This is a genomic window from Kitasatospora sp. NPDC058406 (assembly GCF_042722765.1).
In the GTDB taxonomy this organism is placed as follows: Bacteria; Actinomycetota; Actinomycetes; order Streptomycetales; family Streptomycetaceae; genus Kitasatospora.
In genome coordinates, this window is the sequence record NZ_JBHXKE010000004.1 from 1 (window position 1) to 25,630 (window position 25,630).

General features: G+C 75.5%; 24 protein-coding genes. 13 read left to right on the forward strand and 11 right to left on the reverse strand.

Annotated elements, in window-relative coordinates; genetic code table 11:
* Window positions 1-75 precede the first annotated feature (75 nt).
* The 7 genes from ACFWOG_RS01575 to ACFWOG_RS01605 all read left to right on the forward strand — a co-directional run bounded on the left by ACFWOG_RS01575 (window position 76) and on the right by ACFWOG_RS01605 (window position 6,870).
* Window positions 76-570, forward strand: a complete 495-nt coding sequence (locus tag ACFWOG_RS01575) for an anti-sigma factor domain-containing protein (RefSeq protein WP_380353648.1) — start codon at window positions 76-78, stop codon at window positions 568-570.
* Window positions 571-761: 191 nt separating this feature from the next.
* On the forward strand, window positions 762-2,090 hold the full coding sequence (locus ACFWOG_RS01580; RefSeq protein ID WP_329952814.1) for an FAD-dependent oxidoreductase: 1,329 nt from the start codon (window positions 762-764) through the stop codon (window positions 2,088-2,090).
* Window positions 2,091-2,146: 56 nt separating this feature from the next.
* Window positions 2,147-2,911 carry a DUF1365 domain-containing protein gene (locus tag ACFWOG_RS01585; RefSeq protein WP_380353795.1) on the forward strand — a complete coding sequence of 255 codons (765 nt, stop codon included), beginning with the start codon at window positions 2,147-2,149 and terminating at the stop codon, window positions 2,909-2,911.
* On the forward strand, window positions 2,908-4,224 hold the full coding sequence (locus tag ACFWOG_RS01590) for a cyclopropane-fatty-acyl-phospholipid synthase family protein (RefSeq protein WP_329952813.1): 1,317 nt from the start codon (window positions 2,908-2,910) through the stop codon (window positions 4,222-4,224). Before ACFWOG_RS01585 ends, ACFWOG_RS01590 begins: the two co-directional genes overlap by 4 nt.
* On the forward strand, window positions 4,221-5,075 hold the full coding sequence (locus ACFWOG_RS01595) for a DUF1295 domain-containing protein (RefSeq protein ID WP_380353653.1): 855 nt from the start codon (window positions 4,221-4,223) through the stop codon (window positions 5,073-5,075). The genes ACFWOG_RS01590 and ACFWOG_RS01595 overlap by 4 nt, the downstream gene beginning before the upstream one ends.
* 188 nt (window positions 5,076-5,263) lie before the next feature.
* A complete protein-coding gene (locus tag ACFWOG_RS01600; RefSeq protein ID WP_380353656.1) occupies window positions 5,264-6,058 on the forward strand; it encodes a CBS domain-containing protein in 795 nt (264 codons plus the stop codon).
* 161 nt (window positions 6,059-6,219) lie between these two features.
* A complete protein-coding gene (locus tag ACFWOG_RS01605) occupies window positions 6,220-6,870 on the forward strand; it encodes a beta-glucanase (RefSeq protein WP_329952810.1) in 651 nt (216 codons plus the stop codon).
* Between the two features lie 135 nt (window positions 6,871-7,005).
* Here ACFWOG_RS01605 and ACFWOG_RS01610 read toward each other — a convergent pair whose 3' ends face one another.
* Both ACFWOG_RS01610 and ACFWOG_RS01615 read right to left on the reverse strand, forming a co-directional pair.
* Entirely contained in the window at window positions 7,006-7,377 is a 372-nt protein-coding gene (locus ACFWOG_RS01610; protein WP_329881139.1) for a hypothetical protein, read from the reverse strand.
* Between the two features lie 233 nt (window positions 7,378-7,610).
* Window positions 7,611-8,021, reverse strand: a complete 411-nt coding sequence (locus ACFWOG_RS01615; protein WP_329881137.1) for an organic hydroperoxide resistance protein — start codon at window positions 8,019-8,021, stop codon at window positions 7,611-7,613.
* Between the two features lie 152 nt (window positions 8,022-8,173).
* Here ACFWOG_RS01615 and ACFWOG_RS01620 point away from each other — a divergent pair, with 152 nt between their 5' ends.
* Entirely contained in the window at window positions 8,174-8,650 is a 477-nt protein-coding gene (locus ACFWOG_RS01620) for a MarR family winged helix-turn-helix transcriptional regulator (protein ID WP_380353660.1), read from the forward strand.
* A gap of 284 nt (window positions 8,651-8,934) precedes the next feature.
* Here ACFWOG_RS01620 and ACFWOG_RS01625 read toward each other — a convergent pair whose 3' ends face one another.
* Together ACFWOG_RS01625 and ACFWOG_RS01630 are read right to left on the reverse strand one after the other, a co-directional pair.
* Window positions 8,935-9,618 carry a fasciclin domain-containing protein gene (locus ACFWOG_RS01625; protein WP_329952809.1) on the reverse strand — a complete coding sequence of 228 codons (684 nt, stop codon included), beginning with the start codon at window positions 9,616-9,618 and terminating at the stop codon, window positions 8,935-8,937.
* Between the two features lie 141 nt (window positions 9,619-9,759).
* Window positions 9,760-11,499, reverse strand: coding sequence for a molybdopterin-dependent oxidoreductase (locus ACFWOG_RS01630; protein ID WP_380353663.1), 1,740 nt, complete (start codon window positions 11,497-11,499; stop codon window positions 9,760-9,762).
* 371 nt (window positions 11,500-11,870) lie between these two features.
* Here ACFWOG_RS01630 and ACFWOG_RS01635 point away from each other — a divergent pair, with 371 nt between their 5' ends.
* Window positions 11,871-12,488, forward strand: coding sequence for a TetR/AcrR family transcriptional regulator (locus ACFWOG_RS01635; protein WP_380353666.1), 618 nt, complete (start codon window positions 11,871-11,873; stop codon window positions 12,486-12,488).
* Entirely contained in the window at window positions 12,485-13,396 is a 912-nt protein-coding gene (locus tag ACFWOG_RS01640) for an SDR family oxidoreductase (RefSeq protein ID WP_329881128.1), read from the forward strand. Before ACFWOG_RS01635 ends, ACFWOG_RS01640 begins: the two co-directional genes overlap by 4 nt.
* Window positions 13,397-13,537: 141 nt before the next feature.
* Here ACFWOG_RS01640 and ACFWOG_RS01645 read toward each other — a convergent pair whose 3' ends face one another.
* The 3 genes from ACFWOG_RS01645 to ligA all read right to left on the reverse strand — a co-directional run bounded on the left by ACFWOG_RS01645 (window position 13,538) and on the right by ligA (window position 17,810).
* Window positions 13,538-13,912 (reverse strand): VOC family protein, encoded by a 375-nt coding sequence (locus ACFWOG_RS01645; RefSeq protein ID WP_329881126.1) that lies wholly within the window; start codon window positions 13,910-13,912, stop codon window positions 13,538-13,540.
* Window positions 13,913-14,091: 179 nt separating this feature from the next.
* Complete coding sequence (locus ACFWOG_RS01650) at window positions 14,092-15,315, reverse strand: methyltransferase (RefSeq protein ID WP_380353798.1); 1,224 nt, start codon at window positions 15,313-15,315, stop codon at window positions 14,092-14,094.
* Window positions 15,316-15,737: 422 nt separating this feature from the next.
* Window positions 15,738-17,810 (reverse strand): NAD-dependent DNA ligase LigA, encoded by a 2,073-nt coding sequence (gene ligA / locus ACFWOG_RS01655; protein WP_380353670.1) that lies wholly within the window; start codon window positions 17,808-17,810, stop codon window positions 15,738-15,740.
* Between the two features lie 357 nt (window positions 17,811-18,167).
* Here ligA and ACFWOG_RS01660 point away from each other — a divergent pair, with 357 nt between their 5' ends.
* A complete protein-coding gene (locus ACFWOG_RS01660) occupies window positions 18,168-19,550 on the forward strand; it encodes an LPXTG cell wall anchor domain-containing protein (protein ID WP_380353673.1) in 1,383 nt (460 codons plus the stop codon).
* A gap of 396 nt (window positions 19,551-19,946) precedes the next feature.
* On the opposite strand, the gene ACFWOG_RS01665 is transcribed toward ACFWOG_RS01660, so the two are convergent.
* Complete coding sequence (locus tag ACFWOG_RS01665; RefSeq protein ID WP_380353676.1) at window positions 19,947-20,729, reverse strand: hypothetical protein; 783 nt, start codon at window positions 20,727-20,729, stop codon at window positions 19,947-19,949.
* A gap of 305 nt (window positions 20,730-21,034) precedes the next feature.
* On the opposite strand from ACFWOG_RS01665, the gene ACFWOG_RS01670 reads away from it, so the two are divergent.
* Together ACFWOG_RS01670 and ACFWOG_RS01675 are read left to right on the forward strand one after the other, a co-directional pair.
* Complete coding sequence (locus ACFWOG_RS01670; RefSeq protein WP_380353679.1) at window positions 21,035-22,081, forward strand: alpha/beta hydrolase; 1,047 nt, start codon at window positions 21,035-21,037, stop codon at window positions 22,079-22,081.
* An 80-nt stretch (window positions 22,082-22,161) separates the two neighbouring features.
* Entirely contained in the window at window positions 22,162-22,320 is a 159-nt protein-coding gene (locus tag ACFWOG_RS01675; RefSeq protein WP_380353681.1) for a hypothetical protein, read from the forward strand.
* 23 nt (window positions 22,321-22,343) lie between these two features.
* Here ACFWOG_RS01675 and ACFWOG_RS01680 read toward each other — a convergent pair whose 3' ends face one another.
* From ACFWOG_RS01680 to ACFWOG_RS01690, 3 genes are read right to left on the reverse strand one after another with little or no spacing between them, the layout of a single operon-like run.
* The gene (locus tag ACFWOG_RS01680; protein ID WP_380353684.1) at window positions 22,344-23,282 is read right to left on the reverse strand and encodes an STM4011 family radical SAM protein; all 939 of its coding nucleotides are present in this window, start codon (window positions 23,280-23,282) and stop codon (window positions 22,344-22,346) included.
* 11 nt (window positions 23,283-23,293) lie between these two features.
* Window positions 23,294-24,688 carry an STM4012 family radical SAM protein gene (locus ACFWOG_RS01685; protein WP_380353687.1) on the reverse strand — a complete coding sequence of 465 codons (1,395 nt, stop codon included), beginning with the start codon at window positions 24,686-24,688 and terminating at the stop codon, window positions 23,294-23,296.
* Window positions 24,685-25,578 carry an STM4013/SEN3800 family hydrolase gene (locus ACFWOG_RS01690; protein WP_380353801.1) on the reverse strand — a complete coding sequence of 298 codons (894 nt, stop codon included), beginning with the start codon at window positions 25,576-25,578 and terminating at the stop codon, window positions 24,685-24,687. The genes ACFWOG_RS01685 and ACFWOG_RS01690 overlap by 4 nt, the downstream gene beginning before the upstream one ends.
* Window positions 25,579-25,630 lie beyond the last annotated feature (52 nt).

A 25,630-nucleotide genomic window follows, 5' to 3' on the forward strand; every position in this document is an offset into this window, starting at 1 on the left:
TTCGAACTCGCGACCCTCACCTTGGCAAGGTGATGCTCTACCAACTGAGCCACGTCCGCACGGTACCTGGCCGCCGTGGCGCGGCCCGGCCGGGCCGGTCGGGTGCGCCGCCACTGGCCGAAGCTCGCGCTGGCGGCCTCGGTCGCCGTGGCCGCCACGCTCGGCGGGGTCGCCGTCCACCAGCACGACGAGGCGCGGCAGGCCCGGGCACGGGCCGACCGGCTGGTCGAGCAGCAGGCCGCCCTCGGCTCGCTGTTCACCGCGCCGGACGTCCGGACCACCTCGGCGACGGCGGGGACGGGCAAGGCCACCGTGGTCTGGTCGGAGAGCCGAGGCCGGGCCGGGCTGCTGGCGGCCGGCATGCCCGCGCTGCCGCCGGACCGGACGTACGAGCTCTGGTTCGACGACGCGGGCACCATGCGGCCGGCCGGGCTGTTGCCCGCGGGCACCGGCGCGGTGCTGCTCGACGGTCCGATCGCCGGGGCTGCCGGCGTCGGTGTGACGGTCGAACCCGCCGGTGGCTCGCCGCACCCGACCGGGGCCCCGGTCATGCTGCTGCCGTTCGTCTGACGACGGCCCGGGACCGCCGCCGCCCCGTTCGTCCACGCGGGGCGGCGGCCCTTCACCGCCGCCCGGCGGTCCGGTTCGGCTCCGGTCCCCGGCCGGGCCAATCCGGGCGGGCGGCGGCTCCGAAGCACGGGTGAACCCGACGTCCGGCCGGCCCGGACACGACGGGTGAGCCCGAGAGGACACCAGTGCACATGACCGGAGCAGTCACCCGCAGGACGGCCACCGTGGGACCGCCGCGAACCGGCGACCGCCGGCGGATCGCGGTCGTCGGCGCCGGGGTGGCCGGTCTCACCGCGGCGTACGAGCTCGGGCGCGGCGGCGCCCACGTCGAGCTGTTCGACGCGGCCGACCGGCTCGGCGGCCACGCCCACACCCAGCACGTCAAGGCCCTGGACGGCCGGACCGTGCCGCTCGACACCGGCTTCCTGGTGCACAACCGGCGCACCTACCCCGAGCTGACCCGGCTCTTCGCCGAACTCGGCGTCCGCACGCGCGAGAGCGACATGAGCATGTCCGTCCGGTGCGGGGGCTGCGGCCTGGAGTACGCCGGAGCGCGCGGCCCGGCCGGTCTGCTGGCCCAGCCCGGCAGCCTGCTGCGCGGCCGCTACCTGAGGATGCTCGCCGAGATCCCGCTCTTCCACCGCCGGGCCCGCCGCCTGCTCGCCGGCCCGCCCGGCGACGAGCCGACCCTCGCCGAGTTCCTCCACCGGGGCGGCTTCACCGGCTACTTCGCCGCCCACTTCATGCGCCCGCTGGTCTCGTCGGTCTGGTCCTGCGCCCCGGACCTCGCTGGCGACTACCCGGCCCGCTACCTCTTCACCTTCCTCGACAACCACGGCCTGCTCGGCGTCACCGGCTCCCCGACCTGGCGCACCGTCGTCGGCGGCTCGCACACCTACGTCGACCGGATCGCCGAACGCACCGCCGCCGTCCACCGCGGCGCGCCCGTCCGCGCCGTCCACCGCCACCCCGACGGCGTCACCGTCACCACCGAGGACGGACGCCGCACCGAGGCCGACGCCGTGGTCGTCGCCACCCACGCCGACCAGGCGCTGCGCCTGCTCGGCGACCCGACCCCGGCCGAGAGCCGCGTGCTCGGCGCGTTCCGCTACTCCCGCAACCCCACCGTGCTCCACCGCGACGCCGGGCACCTGCCCCGCGCCGTCTGGGCCCGCGCCTCCTGGAACTACCTGACGCCCGACTGCCACGGCCGCTCCGGGACGGCCCGGGTCAGCTACCACCTCAACCGCCTGCTCGGACTCGACACCCCCGAGGACTACCTGGTCACCCTCAACGAGGACCTGCACCAGCCCGTCCCGGAGGCCCTCGTCGTCTCCCGGACGGTCTACGAGCACCCCCTCTACACGACCGAAACCGTCGCCGCCCAGCGCCGGCTGCCCGAGCTCACCACCGCCCGCACCGCCTACGCCGGCGCCTACCACGGCTGGGGATTCCACGAGGACGGCTGCCGCTCCGGACTCGCCGCGGCCCGCGCCCTGCTCGGGGCGGCGGCGCCGTGACCGGGCCCGCCCGCACCCGCCCGGCGGAGCCCCGCCCCGGTGCCGCCGCCGTCCCGCTGCCCGGGCCCTGGGGCGCCGCCCTGTACGAGTGCCGCATCACCCACGTCCGGACCACCCCGCTCCGGCACGCCTTCCACCACCGGACCCGTCTGTGGCTCACCGACCTCGACCACCCGCCCCGGATCCCCGCACCGCTGCGCCTCCTGGCCGCGATCCGCGCCGCCGACCACCCCGGCGACCCCCGGCACGGCCTGCGCCGCACCCTGGACGCCTACCTCGCCGGCCGGGGGATCCACCTCGACGGCGGGCAGGTACTGATGCTCACCCAGGCCCGCTCGCTCGGCCACGTCTTCAACCCCCTCACCGTCTACTGGTGCCGTGACCGGACCGGCCGCCCGGTCTGCACCGTCGCCGAGGTGCGCAACACCTACGGGCAGGCCCACCGCTACCTGCTGCGCCCCGACCAGGACGGCACCGCGACCGCCGCCAAGGAGTTCCACGTCTCGCCGTTCTTCCCCGTCGACGGCGCCTACCGGCTGCACCTGCCGGAGCCGGACGAACGGCTCCGCCTCACCGTCCACCTCGATCTGCCCGCCGGCCGCGCGTTCACCGCCACCGTGCGGGGCACCCGCGTCCCCGCGACCGCGTGGACGGTCCTGCGCGCCGCCCTCCGGCACCCGCTGGCCACCTACGCGGTCAGCGCGCACATCCGGTTCCAGGGCATCCGGCTGCTGCTGCGGGGACTGCCCGTCCACCCGCGTCCGGACCGCCCCCGGCCGCCCGCCCACCGACCCGACCGACGAGAGGCGCACCTGCCGTGACCGCCCCTGCCCACCCACCCGCCGTCCGGCCCGCGGCCGTCGACCCGCTCCGCTGGCCGGACGTCGCCGCCCGCCCGCACAGCCCGGTGCGAGCCGCCGTCGCCGGCCGGCTGCTCCGCCGGGCCGCCCGGCTGCGCGGCGTGCGCGTCGACCTGCCCGGCGGCCGCCTGCCGGTCCCGGCGCCGCGGGACGCCCCGGTCCTGCGGCTGCACCACCCCGAGGCCTTCCTGCACCGGATCGGTGCCGCCGGGCTGATCGGCTTCGGCGAGTCCTACCAGGCCGGGGAGTGGGACTCGCCCGACCTGGTCCGGCTGCTCACGGCGCTCGCCGCCGACCCCGCCGCCCTGGTCCCGCCCGGCACCGCCCTGCTGCGGCCCCTGGTGTGCCGGCGCCGGCCGGCCCACGACCTCGGCACCGCCGACAACGCGCGGCAGAACGTCCACCGCCACTACGACCTCTCCAACGACCTCTTCGCGCTCTTCCTCGACCCGACCATGACCTACTCCTCGGCGCTCTTCCCCACCGGTCCCGACGGCGCCCCGCACGCCACCCGGCCGGACCTCCCGGCGGCCCAGCACCGGAAGATCGACCGGCTGCTCGACCTGGCGGCCGTCGGGCCGGGCAGCCGGGTCCTGGAGATCGGCACGGGCTGGGGCGAACTGGCCCTGCGCGCCGCCGCCCGCGGCGCCACGGTCGTCAGCCTGACCCTCTCCCGGGAACAGCTGGTGCTCGCCCGCCACCGGATCGCCGCGGCCGGGCTCGCCGACCGGGCCGAGGTGCGGCTGTGCGACTACCGCGAGGCCGAGGGCCGGTACGACGCGGTGGTCAGCGTCGAGATGGTCGAGGCGGTCGGGAGGCGGTTCTGGCCGGACTACTTCCGCGCCCTCGACCGCGCCCTCGTGCCGGGCGGCCGGGCCGCCGTCCAGTCGATCACCATGCCGCACGAGCGGATGACGGCCGCCGCCGACACCTACACCTGGATCCTCAAGTACGTCTTCCCCGGCGGGCTGATCCCCTCGGTCCGGGCCCTGGGCGAGGCGGCGGCCGGCCACAGCAGACTGCTGCTGGCCGACTCCGCGGGCTTCGGCCCGCACTACGCCGAGACGCTGCGGCTCTGGCGCGAGCGGTTCACGGACCGGGCCGCGGAGGTGGCCGACCTCGGCTTCGACGAGGTGTTCCGGCGGACGTGGGAGTTCTACCTGGCCTACTCGGAGGCCGGCTTCCGCAGCGGCTACCTCGACGTGCGGCAGCTGCTCTTCACCCGGCCCGGCGAGGTCCCGCCGCCGCGCCGGGAGGCCGGGGGCGACCGATGAACGCGGCGGCCTCCCAGGGCGCCGCCGGCCTCGGGGACCTGTCGGCCTTCGCGGTCGGTACCGCCGGCGCGGCCGGTGCGGCGCTCGCGGTCATGGCCGTCGCCGCCGCGGTCGGGATCCGGACCGGCCGGCACCGCGTGGTGGACGTCGCCTGGGGCCTCGCCTTCACCGCCGTCGCCCTCACCTGCTTCGGCCTCTCGGCCGGCCACGGCGATCCGGTACGGCGGGCTCTGGCGGCCGGACTCACCACCGTCTGGGGCGTCCGGCTGGCCGTCCACCTCGCCCGCCGCGCCCGTGGCGCACCGGAGGACCCGCGCTACGAGCGGATGCTCGGCCGGGTCCCGGCCGAGCGCCGCACCGGCTACGCGCTGCGCAAGGTCTACCTCCTCCAGGCGGCCCTGGTCTGGTTCGTCTCGTTGCCGGTGCAGGCGGCCGGGTACCTCCCGGGACCACCCGGGCCGGTGGTCTGGGCCGGCGCCGCCCTGTGGGCGGTCGGCCTGGCCTTCGAGGCGGTCGGTGACCACCAGCTCGCCCGGTTCCGCGCGGACCCCGCCAACCGCGGCCGGATCATGGACCGGGGACTGTGGGGCTGGACGAGGCACCCGAACTACTTCGGCGACGCGTGCGTCTGGTGGGGCCTGTTCCTGCTCGGCGCCGACACGGCCGTCGGCTGGGCGTTCACGGGCAGCCCGCTGCTGATGACCTGGCTGCTGGCCTACGGCAGCGGGCGGCCGATGCTGGAGCGCCAGCTCGGCGCCTCGAAGCCGGGCTGGGCCGCGTACGCCGCCCGGACCAGCTCCTTCCTGCCGCGCCCGCCGCGGCGGACCCGCCCGCCCGGACCGGCGCGCTGACGGATCCGGGCCGGAAGCAGGCCCCGCTTCCGGCCCGTTCGGGGTACGTTCGATGGCAGGGCCATTGGTCCCCGGCTGTCAGCCCCTTGGCCCCTGGCGGTTCCCCCTCCCGGGGGAGATGCTCCAGGTGTACCGGCCGGACGTCCGGCTGTCCGGCCGAACGACGCTCGTGGACGAGGTGAACCGGCGTGCACCACGCCAACGTCGCATCAGTGATGACCACCCCCGTGGTCCGGATCGCCCCCGAGACCGGCTTCCGGGAGATCGTCGCGCTGCTGACCGAGTACGACATCACCGGTGTGCCGGTGGTGGACGGGGACGGCCGGCCGCTCGGCATCGTCTCCGAGGCGGACCTGCTGCTCACCCTGGCCGCGCAGGAGGACCAGGGCAGCCTGCTGCCGCCCCCCGGGTTCTCCCGCACCGGTCCCGGCGGCGCGGTGACGGCCGTCGACCTGATGACCGGCCCCGCCGTCTGCACGACCCCCGACACCAGCGTGGTCGCGGCGGCCCGGCTGATGAGCCGGCACGGGGTGAAGCGCCTGCCGGTGCTGGACGAGGACGGCCGGGTCTTCGGGATGGTCAGCCGGGGCGACCTGCTCCGGGTCTTCCTGCGCGAGGACCGGGTGATCCGCCGGGAGATCGTCGAGGAGGTGCTGGGCGTGGTCGAGGGCGTCAGCCCGGCCGAGGTCGGCATCGAGGTGGACCAGGGCCGGGTGGTGCTCAGCGGCACCGTGCCGGAGCCCCACCTCATCCCGATCGTGCTGAACCTGTGCCGCTCGGTCGACGGCGTCGTCTCGGTCACCGACCGGTTGAGCGCCGAGACCTTCGGCGGCGAGCCGACGAACGGTGAATCCGCCGGGGACGAGCCCTCCGGGGAGCCGCCGGTCGGCGACGGGCCCTTCGGTGGCGGATCCGTGTCCGCCGGTAGGGGCGTGCGCGGTGGCAACGCGCGCGGTAGCGGTGCGCCCACGCCCGTCGGCTGATCCCGTGCGCCGGCGCACCCGGCCCGCCCCGCCCCGACCGGGGGGCGCCAGGTCTGGACCCGGAGCCTCCGGTTCGCATACTGCGCTTCGTGCCGGGTAAATCACTCTCCGTGTGCGGCGGTATCCGGCCGCCGCGCCGCCGGGGCACCGGGGAGGCAGCCGTGGCCGTCGTGTTCGACGCCGACTTCACATCGACCAGCCAGTGGATCGCGGGCCGCAGCAGCGCCTATCCCCGGATGGGGCCGACCAACCGGGGCGATCACAAACTCGACTTCCTCAGCCGCGCCCACTGCCCCGGAGGGGTGTTCGCCGCCACCCGGCGGCACGGCGGTGACCTGTGGACCTGCAACCTGCTGACCACCGAGGGGAGTCCGGAGGGTTTCCAGGCCCGCACCGGTGACACCCTCACCGCGCGGGTCACCCTGCCCGTCGAGCTGGGCGCCTGGCCCGCGATCTGGACCTGGCGGGAGGGTGGCAGCGAGGTGGACGTCTTCGAGTACCACCCGAACCACCCCGACCTGCTGGAGATCTCCAACCACGTCCGGGGCGGGTACCGGTACTGGCACGGCGCCGACGCCGGGATAGCCCCCGGCGCGACCTTCGACCTGCGGACCGTCTTCGGCGCCCACTCGGTGGACTGGTTCGTCGACGGCACGCTCATCCACGCCGACCGGCGCGGTGTCGGGCCGAACTGGCACGCCTTCCTGATCGTCAACCTCTCGGTCGCGGACGGGACCTACCACGACCGGCCGCCGGTCCTCGGGCCGGACCGGCTCAGCTGGGTCTGCCACAGCCTCCGCGTCGAGCGCTGAGCGGCGAGGCGGTGAAGCGGCGAGGCGGTGAAGCGGCGAGGCGGTGAAGCGGCGAGGCGGTGAAGCGGCGGGTGTCGAGCCGTGCCTCGAGCCGTCGGGCGGTGCCGTGAGGTGTCGGGAGGCGTCGTCCGCGGGTCAGGACTCGGGCGGGAACATCGCCGTGATCAGGCCGCGCGGGCCCGAGCGCTGGAACCAGACCACCCGGCGGTACGGGCCGATGTACGCCGGGTACGCGACGTACAGATCGTCCCGCGGGGCTCCCTCGTTGCCGGGCGCGAGCGCGGCGTCGACCGCGTCGGCGGCGATGGTGCGCAGCAGTGCGTGCGCCGTCGGGGCCGCCGCGGCGGGCGCGATGGCGAGGGCGGTGAGTTCGAACCAGAGCGCGGTGGAGACGTAGCTGACGGGGGAGTGGCGCAGGGTCGGGTGCGGCTGCGGGTCCTGGTAGCGGAGCAGCACCCCGGCCGCGACCTGGCGCTCGCGGTCGTCGGCCGGTGGGTGGTGGTTCATGGGTTGCCACGCTACCCCTCCGGGCCCAGGCGGGCAGCGCCCCGGCGGTGGCGGTGGCGGTGGGTGACGGGTGACGGCATGCCGACGGGCCCGCCGCACTCGCGTGCGGCGGGCCCGTCCCGTTCCCTGCGTCCCGTTCCCCGCGTCACCGCGTTTCGCGGCGGTGTGCCCCGGGGGCTGCGGCGCCTCTGGGTGTCGGCGCTCCGGGGCCCCGTTGCGGAGGCCCCGCCCGGCTACTCGACGACGAGCTCGACCGGGATGTTGCCGCGGGTGGCGCGGGAGTAGGGGCAGACCTCGTGCGCCTGCTTCACCAGCAGCTCGCCGGTCTCGCCCGCCAGCGAGTCGGGCAGCTCGACCCGGAGGACCACCGAGAGGCCGAACCCGGCGCCGTCCTTGCCGATGGAGACCTCGGCCGTCACCGAGACCTCGCCGGTGTCGACCCGCGACTGCCGGCCGACCAGGCCCAGCGCGCTCGCGAAGCAGGCGGCGTAGCCGGCGGCGAACAGCTGCTCCGGGTTGGTGCCCTCGCCGTTGCCGCCGAGCGCGGGCGGCATCGCCAGGGCGAGGTCCAGCCGGCCGTCGGAGCTGACGGTGCGGCCCTCCCGGCCGTTCGCGGTGGCGGCTGCGGTGTAGAGCGCGTCCATGGTCCGTTCCTTCCGTCCTGCTGTGGTCGGTGTCTTAGGTGTCCCGGTGTCGGGTCGGCTGCCGTTTCCGGGCGTCCCGACGAGGACAAGTAGAGCACGCAATTAAGTTGCGCACAACTCAATGGCGTGGGAGGCATCGCTACCATGGAGGCATGACCACGCTCCCCGACCGGCCGGACGCCGAGTTGCTCCGCCTCGACCAGCAGATCTGCTTCTCGCTGAACGCGGCCTCGCGCGCCTTCGGCGGCGTCTACCGGGTGCTGCTCAAGGACCTCGGGCTCACCTACCCGCAGTACCTGGTCATGCTCGTCCTCTGGGAACAGGGCGAGCTGCCCGTCAAACGGATCGGCGAGCGCCTCCGGCTGGACTCGGGCACCCTGTCCCCGCTCCTCAAGCGGCTGGAGGCGGCCGGCCTGGTGCGCCGCGAGCGCAGCCCGGAGGACGAGCGATCGGTCACCGTCAGCCTCACCGAGGACGGCGCCGCCCTGCGCGAGCAGGCCGGTCAGGTGCCGCGCCGCCTCCTCACCGCGACCGGCCTTCCGGTCGACGACCTCGCCGAACTCCGGGCCCTGCTCGACCGGGTCACCGTCGCCCTCGACGCGGCCGTCCCCGACCTGACCGAGGGGTGACCGAGGGCTGACCGGCACCGACGTCCGACACCGACGTCCGGCAGCGACGTCCGGCAGCGACGTCCGGCAGCGACGTCCGACCGGCCACCGCAGTCCGGCCGGGCTGCGGCGGCCGGTCGCCGCAGCCGGGCGCGGGCGCACGGCAGCGGTCCGCCCGCGGTGAGCTCCGGGCCCCCGCAGAGCGGCGGGGGTGCGGCGGCGGGTCGGCGCCCGGGGTCGCGGGCGCAGGCATGGCGTCCCCGGCCGGGGGGTGTCGGCCGGGGACCGCGGTCGGTGGGGACCCGTCAGGAGGCGGGCATCAGGACGGTGTCCACGATGTAGACCGTCGCGTTGGCGGTCTGCACGTCACCGCAGAGGACCTTGGCCGCGCCGTTGACGGTGAACTCCGGGACGGCGCCGGTCACCGTGACGTCGTGGGTCTCCAGGGTCTTGTGGCCGCCGGTCAGCGCGGTGGGGGCGAGGCGCTGCGGGACCACGTGGTACGTGAGGATCTTGGTGAGCTTCTCCTTGTCGGCGAGGACGGCGTCGAGGTCCTTCTTCGGGAGCTTGGCGAAGGCGTCGTTGGTCGGCGCGAACACGGTGATGTTCTTCGCCGAGTTGAGCGTGTCGACCAGGCCGGCCTGCTTCACCGCCGTGACGAGCGTGGACAGCAGCGGGTTGTTGGAGGCGGCGGTCGCGACCGGGTCCTGTGCCATCCCGTCGAAGGAGCCGGCGCCGTCCTTCGGCACGGCGGAACACGCGGCACCGAACGGCCGGCCGGCCGCCGCCTGGACGGCCGGGGATCCCATCCCCGGGTCGGGGCTGGTGGCGGCGGACGTGGAGCCGGCGGCGGTCGTCGCGGGCGCGGCGGACTTGGCCGTGTCGGACGCCTTGGTGCCGTCGTCGCTGCCGCAGGCGGAGAGGGCCGCGGCGAGGAGGCCGGCGGCGAGCAGGGCGGTGACGGGCTTGCGGCTCAGGATCGGGTTCATCGGACGGACTTTCTGTGAGGTGTGCCGGCCGGTTGCCGGCGACGGTCGAGGTGGTCCCGCAGGGGACCGGGTCCCGCAGGGGACCGGGGTTGGGACGGTGGGGGTCGGGTGGGGCCGCCGTTCGGGCGGCCGGGGAGTGGTTCAGACGACGGTGACGACCGTGCTGTGCCAGCCGGTCGCCCCCGACGGGTAGGGCGGTCGGCGGGCCTCGTCCTGGACGGCGCCGGCGGCGTCGGTGGCGCGCACCTCCAGGCGGTGCGTGCCGGGCGCGGCGCCCGTCCAGCGCAGGCTCCACTGCCGCCACACGTCGGGACCGGCGTCGACGGCGAGTGACGCCTGCCGCCACGGGCCACCGTCGACGCGGACCTCCACGGCGGCGACGCCCCGGTGGGTGGCCCAGGCGGTGCCGGCGACCGTGACGTCCCCGGCCGGGACGCGGGCGAAGGCGGCGGGAACGTCGATCCGCGAGGCCGTGCGCACCTCGCCGGTGCGGTCCCAGCCGCGCCGCACCCAGTACGGGTCGTGGGCGGCGAAGGTGGTGACCTCCAGGTCGACCAGCCACTTGGTGGCCGAGGCGTAGCCGTAGAAGCCCGGCACCACCGTCCGGCAGGGGAAGCCGTGCTCGACGGGCAGCGGCTCGCCGTCCATCGCGACCGCCAGCAGCGCCGTGCGGCCGTCCAGCACCGGGTCCAGCGGGGTGCCGATGGTCATGCCGTCCTTCGAGGTGCCCAGCAGCTGGTCCGCCCCGGCGCGCACACCGGCCCGGCGGAGGAGGCCGGGCAGGGAGGCGCCGAGCCAGCGGGTGGTGCCGACGTACGGGCCGCCCACCTCGTTGGAGACGCAGGACAGCGTGTGGTCGAACTCGTCCAGGGGCAGCGCGAGCAGGTCGTCGAAGTCGAGGAGAAGCGGTCGGTCGACGAGGCCGTGGATGCGCAGGGCCCAGTCGCGCGGGTCGATCCGGGGCAGTGCGAGCGCCGTGTCGACGCGGTAGAAGTCGGCGGTCCCGGTCCGGAAGCCCGGCATTCCGGGGAGCCGGAGGTCGGCGCCGGCCGGGAGCGGCGGCGCGGGGCGGGCCGGTGCCGGGAGCCGGACCGCGCGGCGGGCGGTGGTGACGTCGTTGCGGCGGTCGGACAGCGTCCGGCCCCCGGTTGCGAGTCCTGCGGAGACGGCGATCACGGCGCCGGCGGAGAGGACGGTCCGGCGGGTGGGTGGTGCGGGGTCGGGTCCGGCGGCCGTGGCGGTGTCGCGTGCCCGGTCGGGGCCGTGGCCGTCCGCCCTCTCCCGGTCCGTGTCCTGATCGGGGTCCGGTTCGGAGTCCTGCTCGGCGCCGGACCCCTCACGCGCCGTGCCGGTCCCTTCTCCGCCCCGCTCGCCGCCGCGTCCGTCGGTCCGTCCGTCGTCCGCTGCGTCTCCGCCGTCGTCTGCCCGGCCCTGTCCGTCGCCGGCCCGCGCTTGCGGGACGGACCGGACCGGCGGGGCGGGCCTGCGACGCAGGAGCGCGAGGAGTACGGCGGCCCCGGCCAGTGCGGCGGCCGACGACGGCAGCGCGTCGGCGGGTCCGGCGTCCGGCCGGGCGAGTGCCGCCCAGACCCCCAGGGCGCCGAAGCCGACCGGAAGGAGGATGCCGAGGGCGCGGCGGCGGGCCGCGACCGGTCCGAGCGCGGCGGCGAGCACGGCGAGCACGGTGAGGATCCCGGACAGCAGCACCGTCTTGTCGGCGGTGCCGAAGGACCGCACCGCCCACTCCTTGACCGCCGTGGGGGCGAGGTCGATGGCGGTGGAGCCGATCGCGAGCACGGGCGCCGCCGCCGGCCGGCCGAACGCGGCCACGGCCTCGCCGACCCCGACGGCGGCGGCTGCGGCGGCGAGGCCGCACAGCATCGGAACCGCTGTCCGGCCGGGGCCGCGCGTGCCTCCCTCCGCTCCGCCGGGCGCTCCGCCGTGCACCGCGTCGCGCGCCTCGCCGCTCGCGTCGCGGTCGCGGCCCGGCGGCCGGATCCCTCGGGTGCTCGTCGTGTTGCTCACACCGCGCATTCGGCCCAGCCGCCGTGGCGGATGGGTGAGATCGGCACACTCACCCGATCGGGTGAATCGGGACCTCTGGAGCGACCCCCGGGAACTCTGCGGCCCCAGGGGCCTCCTGAGGCTCCTGCAGCTTCTTGGCGCTGTGTGCCGGGCGGCTTCCGCTTCCGTCGGAGGCGCCGTTCAGGCATAATAAACGAACGTTCATTTACTAATGGTGGAGGTGGCCGGTGGCCGGTCGACCGAGAGGCGTCGACGACGCGGTGATCCTGCGTGCGGCGGTGGAGGTGATGGGCCGGGTCGGCCCCGCCGGGCTGACCCTGGCGGCCGTCGCGGGCGAGGTCGGGCTGGTGCCGGCCACCCTCGTCCAACGGTTCGGCTCCAAGCGCGGCCTGCTGGTCGCGCTGGCCGAGCACTCCGTCCGGGAGGCGGAGGCGCGCTACGGCGAACTGTCGGCCGAGCACACCTCACCGCTGGCCGCGCTGACGGCGCTGGCCGTGGACTCGACGGCCGCCATGGAGACGCCGGACGGCTACGCCAACCACCTGGCGTTCCTCTGTGCGGACCTCACCGACCCGACGCTCCGCGAGCACGCCCTGGCCGTCCACCGGAAGCAGCGCGAGGCGCTGGAGAGGCTCCTGGCCGAGGCCGTCGCCGCGGGCGAACTGCGCGCGGGGACCGACCCGGCGGCGCTGGCCGGATCCGTCCAGGCGGTCGTCGCCGGCGCCGGACTGGCCTGGGCCCTGGACCGCGAAGGCACGCTGCCGCAGCGGATCGAACGGGAGATCGACACCCTGCTGTCGCCCCGCACGCCGTCGTGGGGCGGCACCGAGACGGAGGGATCATGACGCACGACACGCAGCCGCTCGCGGGGAAGGTCGCCCTGGTCGCCGGAGGCACCCGGGGAGGCGGGCGGGGGATCGCCGTCGAACTGGGAGCGGCCGGGGCCACGGTCTACGTCACCGGGCGGTCCAGCTCTGCCGGACGGTCCGAGCTGGACCGCCCGGAGACCATCGAGGAGACCGCCCGCCGGGTCACCGAGGCCGGCGGCACCGGGATCCCGGTCCGCACCGACCACAGCCGCCCCGAGGAGGTCCGGGCCCTGGTCGACCGGATCGCCGCCGAGCAGGACGGTCGGCTCGACCTGCTCGTCAACTCCGTCTGGGGCGGCGATCCACTGACCGACTGGCAGCACCCGCTGTGGGAGCAGGACCTGGACACCGGCCTGCGGCTGGTCCGGCAGGCCGTGGAGACCCACGTCATCACCAGCCGGTACGCGCTCCCGCTGATGGTGGCGCGCGGCAGCGGCCTGGTCGTGGAGGTCACCGACGGCAACACCGCCCGCTACCGCGGCTCGTTCTTCTACGACCTCGCCAAGTCGTCGGTGATCCGGCTCGCCGTCGCCCAGGCGGCCGAGCTGAAGCCGCACGGGGTCGCAGCGGTCGCCCTCACCCCCGGCTTCCTCCGCTCGGAGGCGATGCTGGAGCACTTCGGCGTCCGCGAGGAGAACTGGCGCGACGGGGCCGCCGCCGACCCGGACTTCGCGCACTCCGAGACCCCCGCCTACCTGGGCCGGGCCGTCGTCGCGCTGGCCGCCGACCCGCACGTGATGGCCAGGACCGGCCGTGCCCTGGCCACTTGGGGCCTCTACCGGGAGTACGGGTTCACCGACGCCGACGGGACCACGCCGGACTTCGCCGCCCACTGGGCCGACGCCCTGGAGGCGGAGCACGGCCCGCTCGGCGAGCCGCTGTAGCGCCGGGCGCAGGCGGCGGCGGGGCGCCGGACATCCGGTCCCCCGCCCCCGGCCCGCTTCACCGGGCGGCGTCCCGCCCGTTCACCTCGGCCCGCCCTGCGTCGGCCCGCCCTGCGTCGGCCCGCCCTGCGTCGGCCCGCTTCACGTCCGCTCGTTCACGCAGAGGATGTTTCCTTCGCTGTCCTTGAACCAGGCGGCGCGCATGCCGTCGGCCTCCACCACGCCGTCGACCGTCTTCAGCCCCGGCAGGTCGTACTCCTCGAACGTGACGCCGCGGCTGCGCAGCGTCGACATCTCGGCATCGAGGTCCGCGACCTTGAAACTGGCCAGGGTGTGCGCGGCCTGCCCGGCGGTCGGGGTCTCGTAGAGGCCGAACTCCGTGCCGCCGCACTCGAATGTGACGTCGTGCGAGCCTTCCTCGCTGAGCTTCACGCCGAGGGTTTCGGTGTAGTAGCGCTTCGCCCGGTCCAGGTCGGCCGCCGGGATGATGGGGATCAGCGGTGCGTTTCCAAGCATGTCCATCGCCTCCTACTACCACCAGGCTAGTTCTCCGACCCGGCACGGCCACCCGGTCGTGCGGCGAGGTCCCGGCCGCCCCGGCACCGTGGACGTCCGGCCCCTGCCTCCGCCCCGACCTCCGCCCCCGGCTTCGGCGCGGCCGTGACCCCGGGGCGCGAGCGGTCGACGACCGCCGGTCACGATGCGCCGAGACGCCAGAGGGAGGTCACCTCGGCGGCGCGGGCGGCCCGGAGCGGGTCGCGCGCCCGGGTGCCGCCGGAGCCCCGGGCGGTCCCGGTGGGCTCGGTGGCCCCGGCGGCGCGGGCGGCCTCGACGGCCCGGCGGTGGCGGGGGCGGGTGTCGAGACGGCCGAGGACACGCAGACCGGCCTTGGCGAACGCCGCGTTCAACTCGTCACGGGAGCGCAGGCCCAGGTGCTCGGCGAGGTCGGAGAGGATCAGCCAGCCCTCCCCGCAGGGTACGAGCCGGTCCGCCAGGCCGTCGAGGAATCCGGTCAGCATGCGCCCGTCGGGATCGTAGACACCCTGGTCGAGGGGAGAGCTCTGCCGGGCGGGCAGCCAGGGCGGGTTGCAGACCACCAGGCCGGCCCGTTCACCCCCGGGTGGGTAGAGGCCGGTGCCGACCGGCCGGACGCGGTCGGCGAGCCCGAGCCGGTGCGCGTTGTCGAACGCGCAGGCGAGCGCGCGCGGGTTGACGTCGGTGGCGAGCACCCGGCCGATCCCGCGCCGGGCCAGCACGGCCGCCAGGACCCCGCTGCCGGTACCGAGGTCGAACGCCGTGCCGTGACCGGGGCCCGCAGCACGGACGGCGGAGGGCAGCGGAGCACGGGCGACCAGGTCGACGTACTCGCCGCGGACGGGGGAGAACACGCCGTAGTGCGGGTGGATGCGTGCGCCGAGCGCGGGCACGTCCACGCCCCGCTCGCGCCACTGCTGCGCGCCGAGGACGCCGAGCAGCTCGCGCAGCGCGACGACCCTGGGTCCGTCCGGCGGGCCGTAGGCCTCGCGGCAGGCCCTGCGCACATCCGGCGCGCGTCGCAGACGGAGTGAGTGATCGGCTTCCAGCAGCACCAGGAGCGAGCCGGCCACCCGGGCGGTCCGGGCGCGTTCCTCCCGGTGGAGCCGGAAGGCCTCGGCCGCGGTGGTCGGCGCCGTACCGCCGGGCACCTGCGGGCGGTGCGGGTCGGCGCCGGCCCGGCGAGCCAGGGCGGAACACAGCTGGCGGGCCCCGTGGTAGTCGCCCTGCCAGAGCACGGCGGTACCGCGCACCGCCCACGCGTGGGCGGCGTCGGCCCGCAGCCGGTCGTCGGCGACGATCACTCCGCCGGGCGGCGGCGCACCGTTCTCGGAATGCCAACCGGCGGGCAGGGCGGGCAGGGCGGGCAGGGCGGCGCCGGTGATGACGCCGGGGGTGTCGGTCCGGTCGAGCTCGGACACCGGTACTCCTCGTGGTCGAACGTGCGGATGGGCACGAAGAGCACTTCGACGAGGAGGGGGAGCTGACAGCAGGTCAGGACGGGCGCGGCTCCCCGGTCGAAGTGCGGACCGTGGAGTCGCCGAGCACCATGCCGGGCACCGCGCAGCCTGTCATGAGCAGCCCTTTCCGGAAACGGGTGGATCCCGCCGTGGGTGGGCGGAACGCGGCGAGGCTGTCACGTCGTCGGGCTGCTCCGCAAACGAATTGCCACCCGCCGCACCGGACACGCAGGCGCTCTCCGTCCGCCGGCCGGCCCTCGGGCGGCCGGGTGGAGGGGGCGCGGGGAGGAGAGACACGGTGCTCCACCTCCCCGCGCCCGTTCACCCGTCACGGTCGGCCACGCCCGTCATCCGGCGGTGAGGAAGTCGGCGACCAGGGCGGCGAAGTCCTCGGGCGAGAGGACGCGGATGCCGAGCTCCTCGGCCTTGGCCAGCTTGGAGCCGGCCTTCCCTCCGGCGACCAGCAGCGTGGTGCGCTTGGACACGGACGAGGACGCCTTGCCTCCCGCCCGTTCGATCAACTCGTTCATCTCGTTCCGGGACAGCGCGGTGAGGGGCCCGGTCATGCTTCCCGTCACGACGACGGCCTCGCCCGCCAGCGGTCCTTCGCCCTGCGTCCCCTGCGTCCCCTCGGTTCCCTCCGTTCCCTCCGTCTGCGCCGTGGCCGCGGCGGCCCGCACCGGCTCGGTCGTCGCGGTGCCGACGTTCTGCGCGATCAGCTTGTCCAGGACGGGCGCGAGTTCGACGAGCTCGGCGACGATCACCCGGGCCTTCTCCGGGCCGATGCCGTCGACGGTGGCCAGGGTCTCGGCGTCCGCACTGCGGATGGCGGCCATCGACCCGAAGTGGGCGGCGATGCGCCGGGACATGGTGCGTCCGGTGCCTCTCACTCCCAGGGCGCAGAAGACGCGGTTGAGCGGGCGGGCCCGGGCGGTCTCGATGGCGGCGAGGAGGTTGTCGGTGCTGGTGTCGCCCATGCGTTCCAGACCGAGGAACTGCTCGCGGGTCAGGGCGAACAGGTCCGCCACGTCGGTGACGAGCCCGGCTTCGACGAGCTGGACGGCGCGGGTGCCGCCGAGGCCCTCGATGTCCAGCTGGTCACGGCCTGCGGCGTAGCGGATCGAGGCGACCGCCTGGCAGTTGCGGCCGCGTGCGCAGCGCCAGCGCTGCTCGGTGGTGTCGATCGCGTCGCCGCAGCGCGGGCAGCTCTCCGGGAAGACGATCGGCTTCTCGTCTCCCGTGCGCTCGTCCACGAGCGGCGCCTCGACGCGGGGAATGACGTCGCCCGCGCGGTAGACGAAGACGCGGTCGCCGATCATCAGGTCGCGGCGGGTGATGTCGGCGGGGTTGTGGAGGGTCGCGTAGGTGACGGTGACGCCGTCGATGACGACGGGTTCGAGAACGGCGCGCGGGGCGATGATGCCGGTGCGGCCGACGTTCCACTCGACCTCCAGCAGACGCGTGACGCTGTGCTGGGCGGGGAGTTTGCGGGCGATCGCCCAGCGCGGGGCGCGCGAGCCGGAACCGGCCAGGGCCCGGTCGGCGGGGGAGTCGGCCTTGACCACGATGCCGTCGATGCCGAACGGCAGGGCGGCGCGCAGGGCGGCGATCTCCTCGACGCGCCGCTGGACCTCCTCGATCGTGGCACAGCGGGCGGGGCCGACGGCGGTGGAGGCCGCGGTGTTGGCGCCGAGGGCCGCCAGTCGCTCCAGGAGGGCGCTGTGGGTGAGCTCCTCGCCGAGGCCGGGGCCGAGGGCGTCGTAGGCGAAGAAGGTCAGCTCGACGCGGTAGGGGCGGTCCTTGGCCCGCAGGGTGCCCGCGGCGCCGTTGCGGGGGTTGGCGAACGGCGTCGCGCCGTGTGCGGTCCGGACCGTGTTGGCGTGCTCGAACTGCTCGGCGGTGAGCAGGACCTCACCGCGCAGTTCGACGTCGACGGGGGCCGCGAGTTCGGCGGGCAGACCGAGGATCGCGCCGGCGGCATGGGAGATGTCCTCCCCGGCGAGGCCGTCTCCACGGGTGAGGATCCGGTGCAGGCGGCCGGCGCGGTAGCGGGCGGCGACCGCGAGCCCGTCCAGCTTGGGCTCCACGCACCAGCCGTCGACGGGGTGGCCGAGGCGGCGCTCCAGCCCGGCCGCCCAGTCCGCGAGTTCCTCCGCGGTGAAGACGTTGTCGAGGGACAGCATCGGCACGCTGTGCGGGACGTCGCCGCCGACCGCGCCGCCGGCGACCTTCCCGGTGGGGGACTCCGGCAGGGCCTGGTCGGGGTGTGCGTCCTCGAACGCGGCGACGGCGCGGAGCAGTGCGTCGTACTCGTCGTCGCCGAGCGGTGTCGAGCCGTCCGTGTAGTACGCGGCGGAGGCGTGGAGGGCCGTCCGGACGGCGGTGGCGTAGTCGGCGGGGGAGAGCACTGCGTCTGTCATGTGGCCATCCTGACCTGTGCCACTGACATCGCCGGTCGGCGCCGCGGGCGGCCGTCCGCGCCGTCGGGGCGGGCCGGCGCAGTGCCCGGGACGGTGGCCGGGGACAGCGGCCGAGGGGGCGTCCGAGGAGGCCCGGAAAATTCCTCGCAACCGACCTGCAACCCGGGGCGCCGCCACACGTCTGTACGGATGAGAGGCGGGAAGCCGCCTCGGTGAGGGTTCGGGCCGAGCGCGGGCCCGCACCCGAAGCACCGCCACCCGGGGCCGGCCGGCGCAGCCGCGCACCCGTGGAACACCCACCCGCACCGCCGATCGCTGCTGACGCCTGCCCGCAGCCGGAAACCAGAGGACCCTGCCATGCTCTCCGCCGTCCGTCTCCCGCACCGCCTGCGCCGCTCCGTCGTGCGCACCGCCACCGCCGTCGTCCTGGGAACCGTCCTGGCCGCCGGGCCGGTCCTGCTGTCGGCGCCCGCGGCGTTCGCCGACGCGCCGCCGTCGGCCGTCCTCACCGTTCAGCCCCCGGCCTCGGTCGGCTTCGCGGGCCAGCCGGTCGAGTTCACCGAGACCGTCACCAACACGGGCACCGAGACCACCTCGTACGGCCTGTCCCTGAGCACCACCAGCGAGGCGGGCACGCCGACCCCGGACGCCATCACCATCGACTACCGGGACCCGGCCGACGGCGCCTGGAAGCCCGTACCGCTGGAGACCGGCACCACGGGCGGGCGGGTCGGCTACCAGGGCACGCTCCCCGGCGACCTGACCGTCGCGCCCGGGGCCACCGCCACCGTCCGGCTGCGCATCGGGGCCCCCATGGGCCGGCCCCACAACGGGTACAGCAACGGCGGGTTCCGGTCGATGGACCTGCGTTCCGCGGTGGCCGCCCTCGACGGGTCCTGGGTCGCGCTGGCCCAGGAGACCCGGACGATCGGCGTCGACTCGATCTCCGCCTCGCTGGGCCCGGCGGCGGCCACGGCCGTCGCGGGCGGCGAGCCGATCGAGTTCGACGCCGTCCTGGCCAACCCCACCCCCTCCGCGTACGCCAACCTCGGCCGCGTCCTGTTCACCGACCCGCACGCCACCGTCCAGGTCCGCCGGGCCGACGGTTCCTGGAACACCCTGGCGCCGGTCCGCGGGAGCGACCCCGACGGGAAGCCGGGTGTCTACCTGGAGGGCCGTGACTCCGGTATCGGCGCGGGTGCCACGACGACCACCCGCGTCCGGGTGTCCTACGACGCGACCACCCCGGTCGGTGCGACCCCGCTGACCCCCTGCACCTTCGTCAACGAGCCTGCGGCCCAGCCGTTCCAGGGGACGACCATGTGCGTCCGGGGCGCCGTCGTGGAGATCACCGCCCCGAAGGCGACCGCCTCACCCGAGCCGACCGCCACCGCCACGGCCACGGCCACGGCCACGGCCACCGCCACTGCGACGGCCACGCCCGTGCCGACCAAGCCCGTGCCGACCAAGCCCGTGCCGACCGCTCCGGCCCCGGCGACCAGCAGCGCCACTCCTGCGGCGGCCGTCCCGTCCGCCACGAGTTCCCCGGCCCCGGTCCGTGCTGTCGCCCCGGCCCCGGCGGTCCCGGTGGCGGTGGCCCCGGTGGCGGTGGCCGCCCCGGTCGGAGGTGAGCTCGCCAGCACCGGTTCCGACGGGTCCGCGGCTCTCCTGGGCACGGCCGGCGGCCTGTCCGTGATCGGCGGCGGCGCCCTCTGGCTGGCCCGCCGCCGACGCGCCTGAACCCCGGCGACACGGGGAGCGCCGGAACACGGCTCCCCGGTGGCCGGGCCCGCTGACGGCGCGCTCGGTCACCGGGGCCTCCCGGCGGTGGGCGCGGGCGGCTCCGCTGCCGATCGGTCGGGCGTGCCGCCGGATTCACCGGTTCCGTCCGTCAACCAGCCCACTTAATAGCCGAGTTGGCACCCGGTGTGCCGGTTCGGCCGGGCGCGGACACCATGGCGGCCAGGTGTTCGACGAACTCCTCCCGGCCGAAGAAGCAGTCACAGTCCTCGGACCGGAGGGATTCCTTGCCGGGATAGGAGGAGCCTGCCTCGTCGACCGGGCGCGCCTCCGGCCCCGTCGACCGGCTTGCCGTGCGAGGTCCGGGGTCCGCCGCTCGCGGCCTGCGGTCCGCCCTCAGGCGTCGATCCGCCGGACGACGACCTCGTACTGGTCGACCGAGCCGTCCCAGCGGGCCACCAACGGCCCGCCGTCCTGCTCCTCCTCCATCTCGTAGAGGCAGAGGGCGAGGTCGTGCGACTCCGGGTCGCAGAAGGCCGCCAGGTAGTCGCGCAGGCGGTCGTCCTCGACGGCCGCGATCCGGTCGTGGGCCTCGCCGTCCACCTCGTCGGCTGAGTCGCCGAGACCGGCGGGCACGTCGCCCGGGCCGGTGACGCCCAGGAGGCCCGTGGCGGCGCGCAGCGCGTCGAGGAGGGTGTCGGCGGAGGCTATCCGGCCCTCCCACAGCCTCCACGCCCCGCCTGGCAGGTCGGCCGAGGCGAGGTCGAGCCCGTGACGGTCCGCCAGCCGACCCAGGTCGGCTCCCAGGACCGCGCCGGTCCAGGACGGCGACAACGCGACGAGGTCGTCGGCGAAGGCGTCGGGAAACTTCGTCGGCTCGACCAGGAAATAGGAGCGGCTCGCGTCGAAGACCAGCTCCGTGGCGTCGAGGTCGCCGGGCGGGGTGAGCAGCAGGTGCGCCGTGACGACGGGTTCCCTCCCCGCCAGCGCGGCCCCGCCCACCCAGACCGGATCCCGGTCCAGCTCGCTCTCCAGGATGAAGTTGCCGCTGAAGTAGGCGCCGTAGCGGGCGGCGGGGTCGTGCGCGGAGAGCGGTCGGCCGAGGACCTGGCCGAAGGAGTGGGCGAGTACGGCCTCCCAGTCGTCGGGGGCGTCGGGGCGGGTGGTGTCCTGCGTCATGGTCGGGGCTCCAGGGGCAAGGCGGGGTAGCGGTGCGTCGGAGGAATTGAACCGCACGGGTCCGACAATCGGGCCGAGGAACCGGACGGGCCAACCGGCGTGCGGACGGGCGGCTTTGGATGATGTCCGGCACGGCAGGGGCTCGCCGGGAACCGGCGCGCGGACGGTCTCCTCGCGCCGAGAGAAGGGCGTTGTCGTCGACCGACGCACTGTGAGCGCGGCCCGGTGGGTGGTTGACTGGACCGTATGGACCACGCGCGAGCGCTTCCTGGACGCACCGCCCTCGTTCGACGGGGCGCCGCGTCATGACCGCCGGTGGTGTGCCGTCCCGTTCCGGCCCTGCTCCCGAGGCCGGCGGCGCTCCCCCTTTCGATCCCGAACTGAGCGCGGCCCTGGCGGCTTTGGGAGCCGGGGTGAAGGATCCGTTGACCCCGGAGAACCTGACGGCCCGGCAGGAGGCGGACGTGGCGGCGCGGCCCGCGCCGACGGACCGGGAGCTCGGCGCCGGCGGCCGCTTCGAGGTGGACGAGCTGCGTGTGCCGGGCGCGCCGGGCGGCCCGGACATCACGCTCGTGCGTGTGCGGCCCACCGGGGTCGCCGGGCCGCTGCCGTTCCTGTACTACATGCACGGCGGCGGGATGGTCATGGGCAACGCCCGGTCCGTGCTTCCTCCGCTGCTCGGTGAAGGGGCCCTCCCGCCGGAGCTGGCCGTCGTCTCGGTCGAGTACCGGCTGGCCCCGCGGACGCCGTACCCCGGGCCGGTGGAGGACTGTTACGCCGGATTCGCCTGGACGGTCGAGCACGCGGCCGAACTGGGCCTCGACGCGGACCGCGTGGTCGTCGGGGGCAAGAGCGCCGGCGGCGGGCTGGCTGCCGCGCTCGCCCTCCTCGCGCGCGACCGGGGCGGGCCCGTACCGATCGGGCAACTGCTGCTGTGCCCGATGCTGGACGACCGCAACGACACCTTCTCCGGCCACCAGATGGCCGGCATCGACACCTGGGACCGAACCTCCAACGCGACCGGGTGGCAGGCGCTGCTGGGGGACCGGTGCGGCGCCGCCGACGTGCCGCCCTACGCGGCTCCCGCCCGCGCCACCGATCTCTCCGGGCTGCCCCCGGCCTACCTCGAGGTCGGGTCGGCCGAGACCTTCAGGGACGAGGGCGTCGCCTACGCCGATGCCATCTGGCGGGCCGGCGGCCAGGCCGAACTCCACGTCTGGCCCGGTGCGTTCCACGGCTTCGACACCCTCGCTCCGCAGGCGGCGCTCAGCCAGGACGCCCGGAACGCCCGCGCCCGCTGGCTCCGGCGCATCCTGGCGCAGCCCCGTCCGGGCGGCGGATCCGGCGGCTGAGCAGGGTGGACGGCGGCCGGGCGGCCCGCCCCCGGAGGCCCCGACGGGCACCACCGGCCTCCTCCGCCGGAGGAGTGGACGTGACGGTGCAGGACCCGGCGCCCCGACCCGCGGAGGGCTCCGACCCGGCGGTCCGGCACGCGGCCGCCCTGGGGCGTTCCGTCGGGGAGGACGCGGTGCTGTCCGGCGAGCCCCGGCGGCCCGGGGTGTCCGGCGAACTCCCCCGGCCGACCGGTTGACGAGGCCGGCGGGCGGGCCGCGGTCACCAGCCGTGCGGCACGCGTTCCAGGACGCCGCCCGCGAACACGTCGTACAGCGGCAGGGTCTCCAGGTGCACGTATCCGATGTGGCAGTCGCAGACCGGGAGCGGGCAGGCGCGGGGGCCGAGCCGGGCCCGGTAGGAGTCGTCGTAGAGGTTGCCGAGCTCCTCACGGACGAAGTGGCAGCGGCGGACGGTGCCGTCGCCGTCCACCGAGAGGACGGACTCGCCGGTGCGGCAGGGGCGGCCGGCGCTGGGGTGGGCGTGCCGGCTGTAGCCGAAGTGCGGATCGACGGCGGCCCAGCGGGCGGCCTCGGCGTCGGTGTAGGTCAGGCCCTCGGCGGCGTTGATCCACAGGTAGACGGCCGGCGACAGCTCGGCGCGCAGCCGCCGGGCCGCCTCCAGGTGCTCGGGCTGCCCGACCACGCCGACGCTGTAGCGCACGCCCAGCGCGTCCAGTTCACGGCACTTGCCGAGGAAGCGGTCGTGGTCCGTCTGCCCGGGGTGGTAGGTGACCCAGAGTGCCAGGGTGGCGAGGTCGGCCTCGGCCAGCCAGCCGGTGCGGCAGCTGAGGTTGGTCTGGATCGCGACCCGTCGGACGTGCGGCAACCGGCTCAGCTCGACCAGCGTCCGCCGGTACCAGGACCGGACCAGCCCCTCGCCCCAGGGGGTGAACAGTACGGAGAGGGTGTCGCCGGTGCCGGCCCGGCCGGTGGCCCAGGCGCTGAACCGCTCCAACGCGGCGAGGTCGGAGCGCAGCTGTCCGGGGGTGTCGCGCCGCTTGGCGAACGGGCAGTAGGGGCAGTCGTAGTCGCAGGAGGAGAGCGGGCCGCGGTAGAGGAGGGTGAGGTCGAGCCCGGTCGCCGGCCCTGCTGAACTCCCGGCCGCCGGCTCGGGCTTGGGGCCGGTCGTCGGGCCGGTCGCCGGGCGGGCGGAGGGCATGCCGAGGAAGGTCATTTCGCCTCGTACGCGGCCATCAGCGTGCGGACCTCGGGCGAGAAGAGCATCGGACCGACCGCGTCCGAGTGCGCCAGCCCCTCGGGGGAGAGCGCCAGCCGGCCGGGGGCGTCCACGCCGGTGGAGAGCCAGCCGCGGGCCTCGAAGTCGGCCAGCTCGACCGGGAAGTCCTCGGCGGGGGTGCTGCCGAACCGGGCCCGGTACTCGGCCACCGGGAGGCCGTCGGCCTGGAGCAGCGACTGGACGAGGTGCCTCCGCCGTGCCTCGTCCGGGGTCATCGCCCGGCCGACCACGGCGTGCCGGAACTCCTCGGTGGCGACGTAGTCGTCGATGATGCGGCGGACCTCGGTGGCGTCGACCGCGTAGTCGAAGGAGTAGTGCAGCCGGGAGGTGTAGGAGCGGGCCCCGCAGCCGAGGCCGACCATGCCGTCGGTCTGGCAGGCGTACTCGCCGCTGCCGGCCTGCGGGGAGGCGGCGCGGCGGAACATCCGCATCGACACCTGCTGGTAGCCGTGGGCGAGCAGGTGGTCGCGGCCGGCCCGGTAGAGCGCGAGCCGCCGGGCGTCCCACTGGGCCGTGCTCTCCGGCTCCGCGCGTCGGGCCAGACCGGTCAGCGGGCGGACGTAGAGCGGGTAGAGGTACAGCTCCTCCGGCTGCCAGACGAGTGCGGCGTCCAGTGAGTGGAGCCAGCTGGCCTCGGTCTGACCGTCGATGCCGTAGATGAGGTCGATGTTGAGGACGGGGAATCCGGCGGCGCGGATCCGTCCGAGCGCGGCTTCGACGTCGGCGCGCTTCTGCGGGCGGACCGCCGAGCGGGCCTCGGCGTCGACGAAGGACTGCACGCCCAGACTGAGCCGGGTGGCGCCCCGGGCGGCGAGCACCTCCAGGCGGTCGGCGGTGGCGGTCGCGGGTGAGGCCTCCACCGAGAGCGGGATCGCCCGCAGGTCGGCGCCCATCCGGTGCTCGGCGATGTCGCAGAGCCGTTCCAGCTCCGCCGCGTCGAGGTAGGTGGGGGTGCCGCCGCCGAACGCGGCCAGCGCGAACCGGGCCCCGTCGTCGAGCGCCGCGCGGACGGCGTCGGCCTGGCGGTCGAGGGCGTCCAGGTAGGCGGTGGTCAGGCCGTCCGGGCCGCCGATCCGGGTGAAGAGGTTGCAGAAGCCGCAGCGCACCTCGCAGAACGGGATGTGGAGGTAGAGGGAGAGCGCGTGCTGGGGCTCGCCGGCCCACAGGTCACGCAGCGCGGGGCGGTCCGACAGCCTGCGGTACGCGGTCTTGTGCGGGTAGGCGTAGACGTAGGACCGGTACGGCGATTCGGGTGCCACGGGGCTCGAAGGAGTCGCGGGGGAGGCCCGGTGCGACGGTCCGGCGGGCCGGGCGGGGGCGGTGGTCATACGGTCTCCTCGGCGGCGTCGTCGTCGGTGGTGGCGGCCGTGGTGGCGGCGTCGGTGGCGTCGAGGCGGGCGTCGGCTGCCTCGGTGTGCGCGGGGAGCGTGAAGTGCGCGTACGGGACGGTCCAGACCACCTCGTGGCCGATCCGGTGCCCGGTGTAGCCGTCCTCGCCGTAGGCCGTGCCGTGGTCGGAGCAGACGATCGCGAAGCAGGGTCGTCGTGCGCTCATCGCCGCGAAGAGGCGGCCGATGTGGGCGTCCACGTAGGTGAGGGCGGCGGCGTGGCTCTCCCGGCTGTCGCCGTGTTCGCGCGTGGCGCCGGGCAGGTGGAACCAGTTCGGCTGGTGCAGTGCCGACACGTTGAGGAAGAGGAAGAGCGGCCGGTCGGCGGGCTGTTCGGCGGCCACCTGCTCGGCGCGGGCGACCTGTGCCTCGAAGGAGGTGGGCGAGGGGACTCCCATCTCCGGTGCCCAGTGGCTCTCCTGGAAGAGGCCGGGCAGTACCGAACCCAGCGGTCCCTGTTTGTTGAAGAAGCCGACCCCGCCGATGCAGACCGTCCGGTACCCGGCGGCGCCGAGCGCACCCGGAAGGTCCGCGGCGTCGAACACCCAGGTGAGCGGCGCGGTGGTCTCGGAGCCGGCGAACCGGGCGGCGAACAGACGCGGGTGCGGCCCGTCCGGCGAGGCCGGGGTCGGCAGGAACCCGGCCAGGATCGCCTGGTGGGAGGCGTAGGTGAAGCTGCCGGGGGAGTGCCGCTTCTCCCAGCGCCCCCCGGGGAGGTGGGCGGCCAGGTTCGGGAGCCGCCCCGCGGCGGCCAACTCCTCGGCGACGTCGAACCGCAGGGTGTCCAGGGTGACGAGGAGCAGGTCGTGGCTGCCCACGACGGCGTTCATGTCCGGGCCGCCCGCCGGAGCGTCTCCGGGCACGACGACGGGCGCGGGGGCG

Coding starts and splice junctions, on each gene's coding strand:
- ACFWOG_RS01690 (WP_380353801.1), bottom strand. CDS start 25,578: ATGAACGCCGTCGTGGGCAGCCACGACCTGCTCCTCGTCACCCTGGAC.
- ACFWOG_RS01645 (WP_329881126.1), bottom strand. CDS start 13,912: ATGCTTGGAAACGCACCGCTGATCCCCATCATCCCGGCGGCCGACCTG.
- ACFWOG_RS01615 (WP_329881137.1), bottom strand. CDS start 8,021: ATGGACGCGCTCTACACCGCAGCCGCCACCGCGAACGGCCGGGAGGGC.
- ACFWOG_RS01680 (WP_380353684.1), bottom strand. CDS start 23,282: ATGCCCTCCGCCCGCCCGGCGACCGGCCCGACGACCGGCCCCAAGCCC.
- ACFWOG_RS01610 (WP_329881139.1), bottom strand. CDS start 7,377: ATGAACCACCACCCACCGGCCGACGACCGCGAGCGCCAGGTCGCGGCC.
- ACFWOG_RS01595 (WP_380353653.1), top strand. CDS start 4,221: ATGAACGCGGCGGCCTCCCAGGGCGCCGCCGGCCTCGGGGACCTGTCG.
- ACFWOG_RS01670 (WP_380353679.1), top strand. CDS start 21,035: ATGACCGCCGGTGGTGTGCCGTCCCGTTCCGGCCCTGCTCCCGAGGCC.
- ligA (WP_380353670.1), bottom strand. CDS start 17,810: ATGACAGACGCAGTGCTCTCCCCCGCCGACTACGCCACCGCCGTCCGG.
- ACFWOG_RS01625 (WP_329952809.1), bottom strand. CDS start 9,618: ATGAACCCGATCCTGAGCCGCAAGCCCGTCACCGCCCTGCTCGCCGCC.
- ACFWOG_RS01660 (WP_380353673.1), top strand. CDS start 18,168: ATGCTCTCCGCCGTCCGTCTCCCGCACCGCCTGCGCCGCTCCGTCGTG.
- ACFWOG_RS01630 (WP_380353663.1), bottom strand. CDS start 11,499: ATGCTGTGCGGCCTCGCCGCCGCAGCCGCCGCCGTCGGGGTCGGCGAG.
- ACFWOG_RS01685 (WP_380353687.1), bottom strand. CDS start 24,688: ATGACCACCGCCCCCGCCCGGCCCGCCGGACCGTCGCACCGGGCCTCC.
- ACFWOG_RS01620 (WP_380353660.1), top strand. CDS start 8,174: ATGACCACGCTCCCCGACCGGCCGGACGCCGAGTTGCTCCGCCTCGAC.
- ACFWOG_RS01580 (WP_329952814.1), top strand. CDS start 762: ATGACCGGAGCAGTCACCCGCAGGACGGCCACCGTGGGACCGCCGCGA.
- ACFWOG_RS01665 (WP_380353676.1), bottom strand. CDS start 20,729: ATGACGCAGGACACCACCCGCCCCGACGCCCCCGACGACTGGGAGGCC.
- ACFWOG_RS01640 (WP_329881128.1), top strand. CDS start 12,485: ATGACGCACGACACGCAGCCGCTCGCGGGGAAGGTCGCCCTGGTCGCC.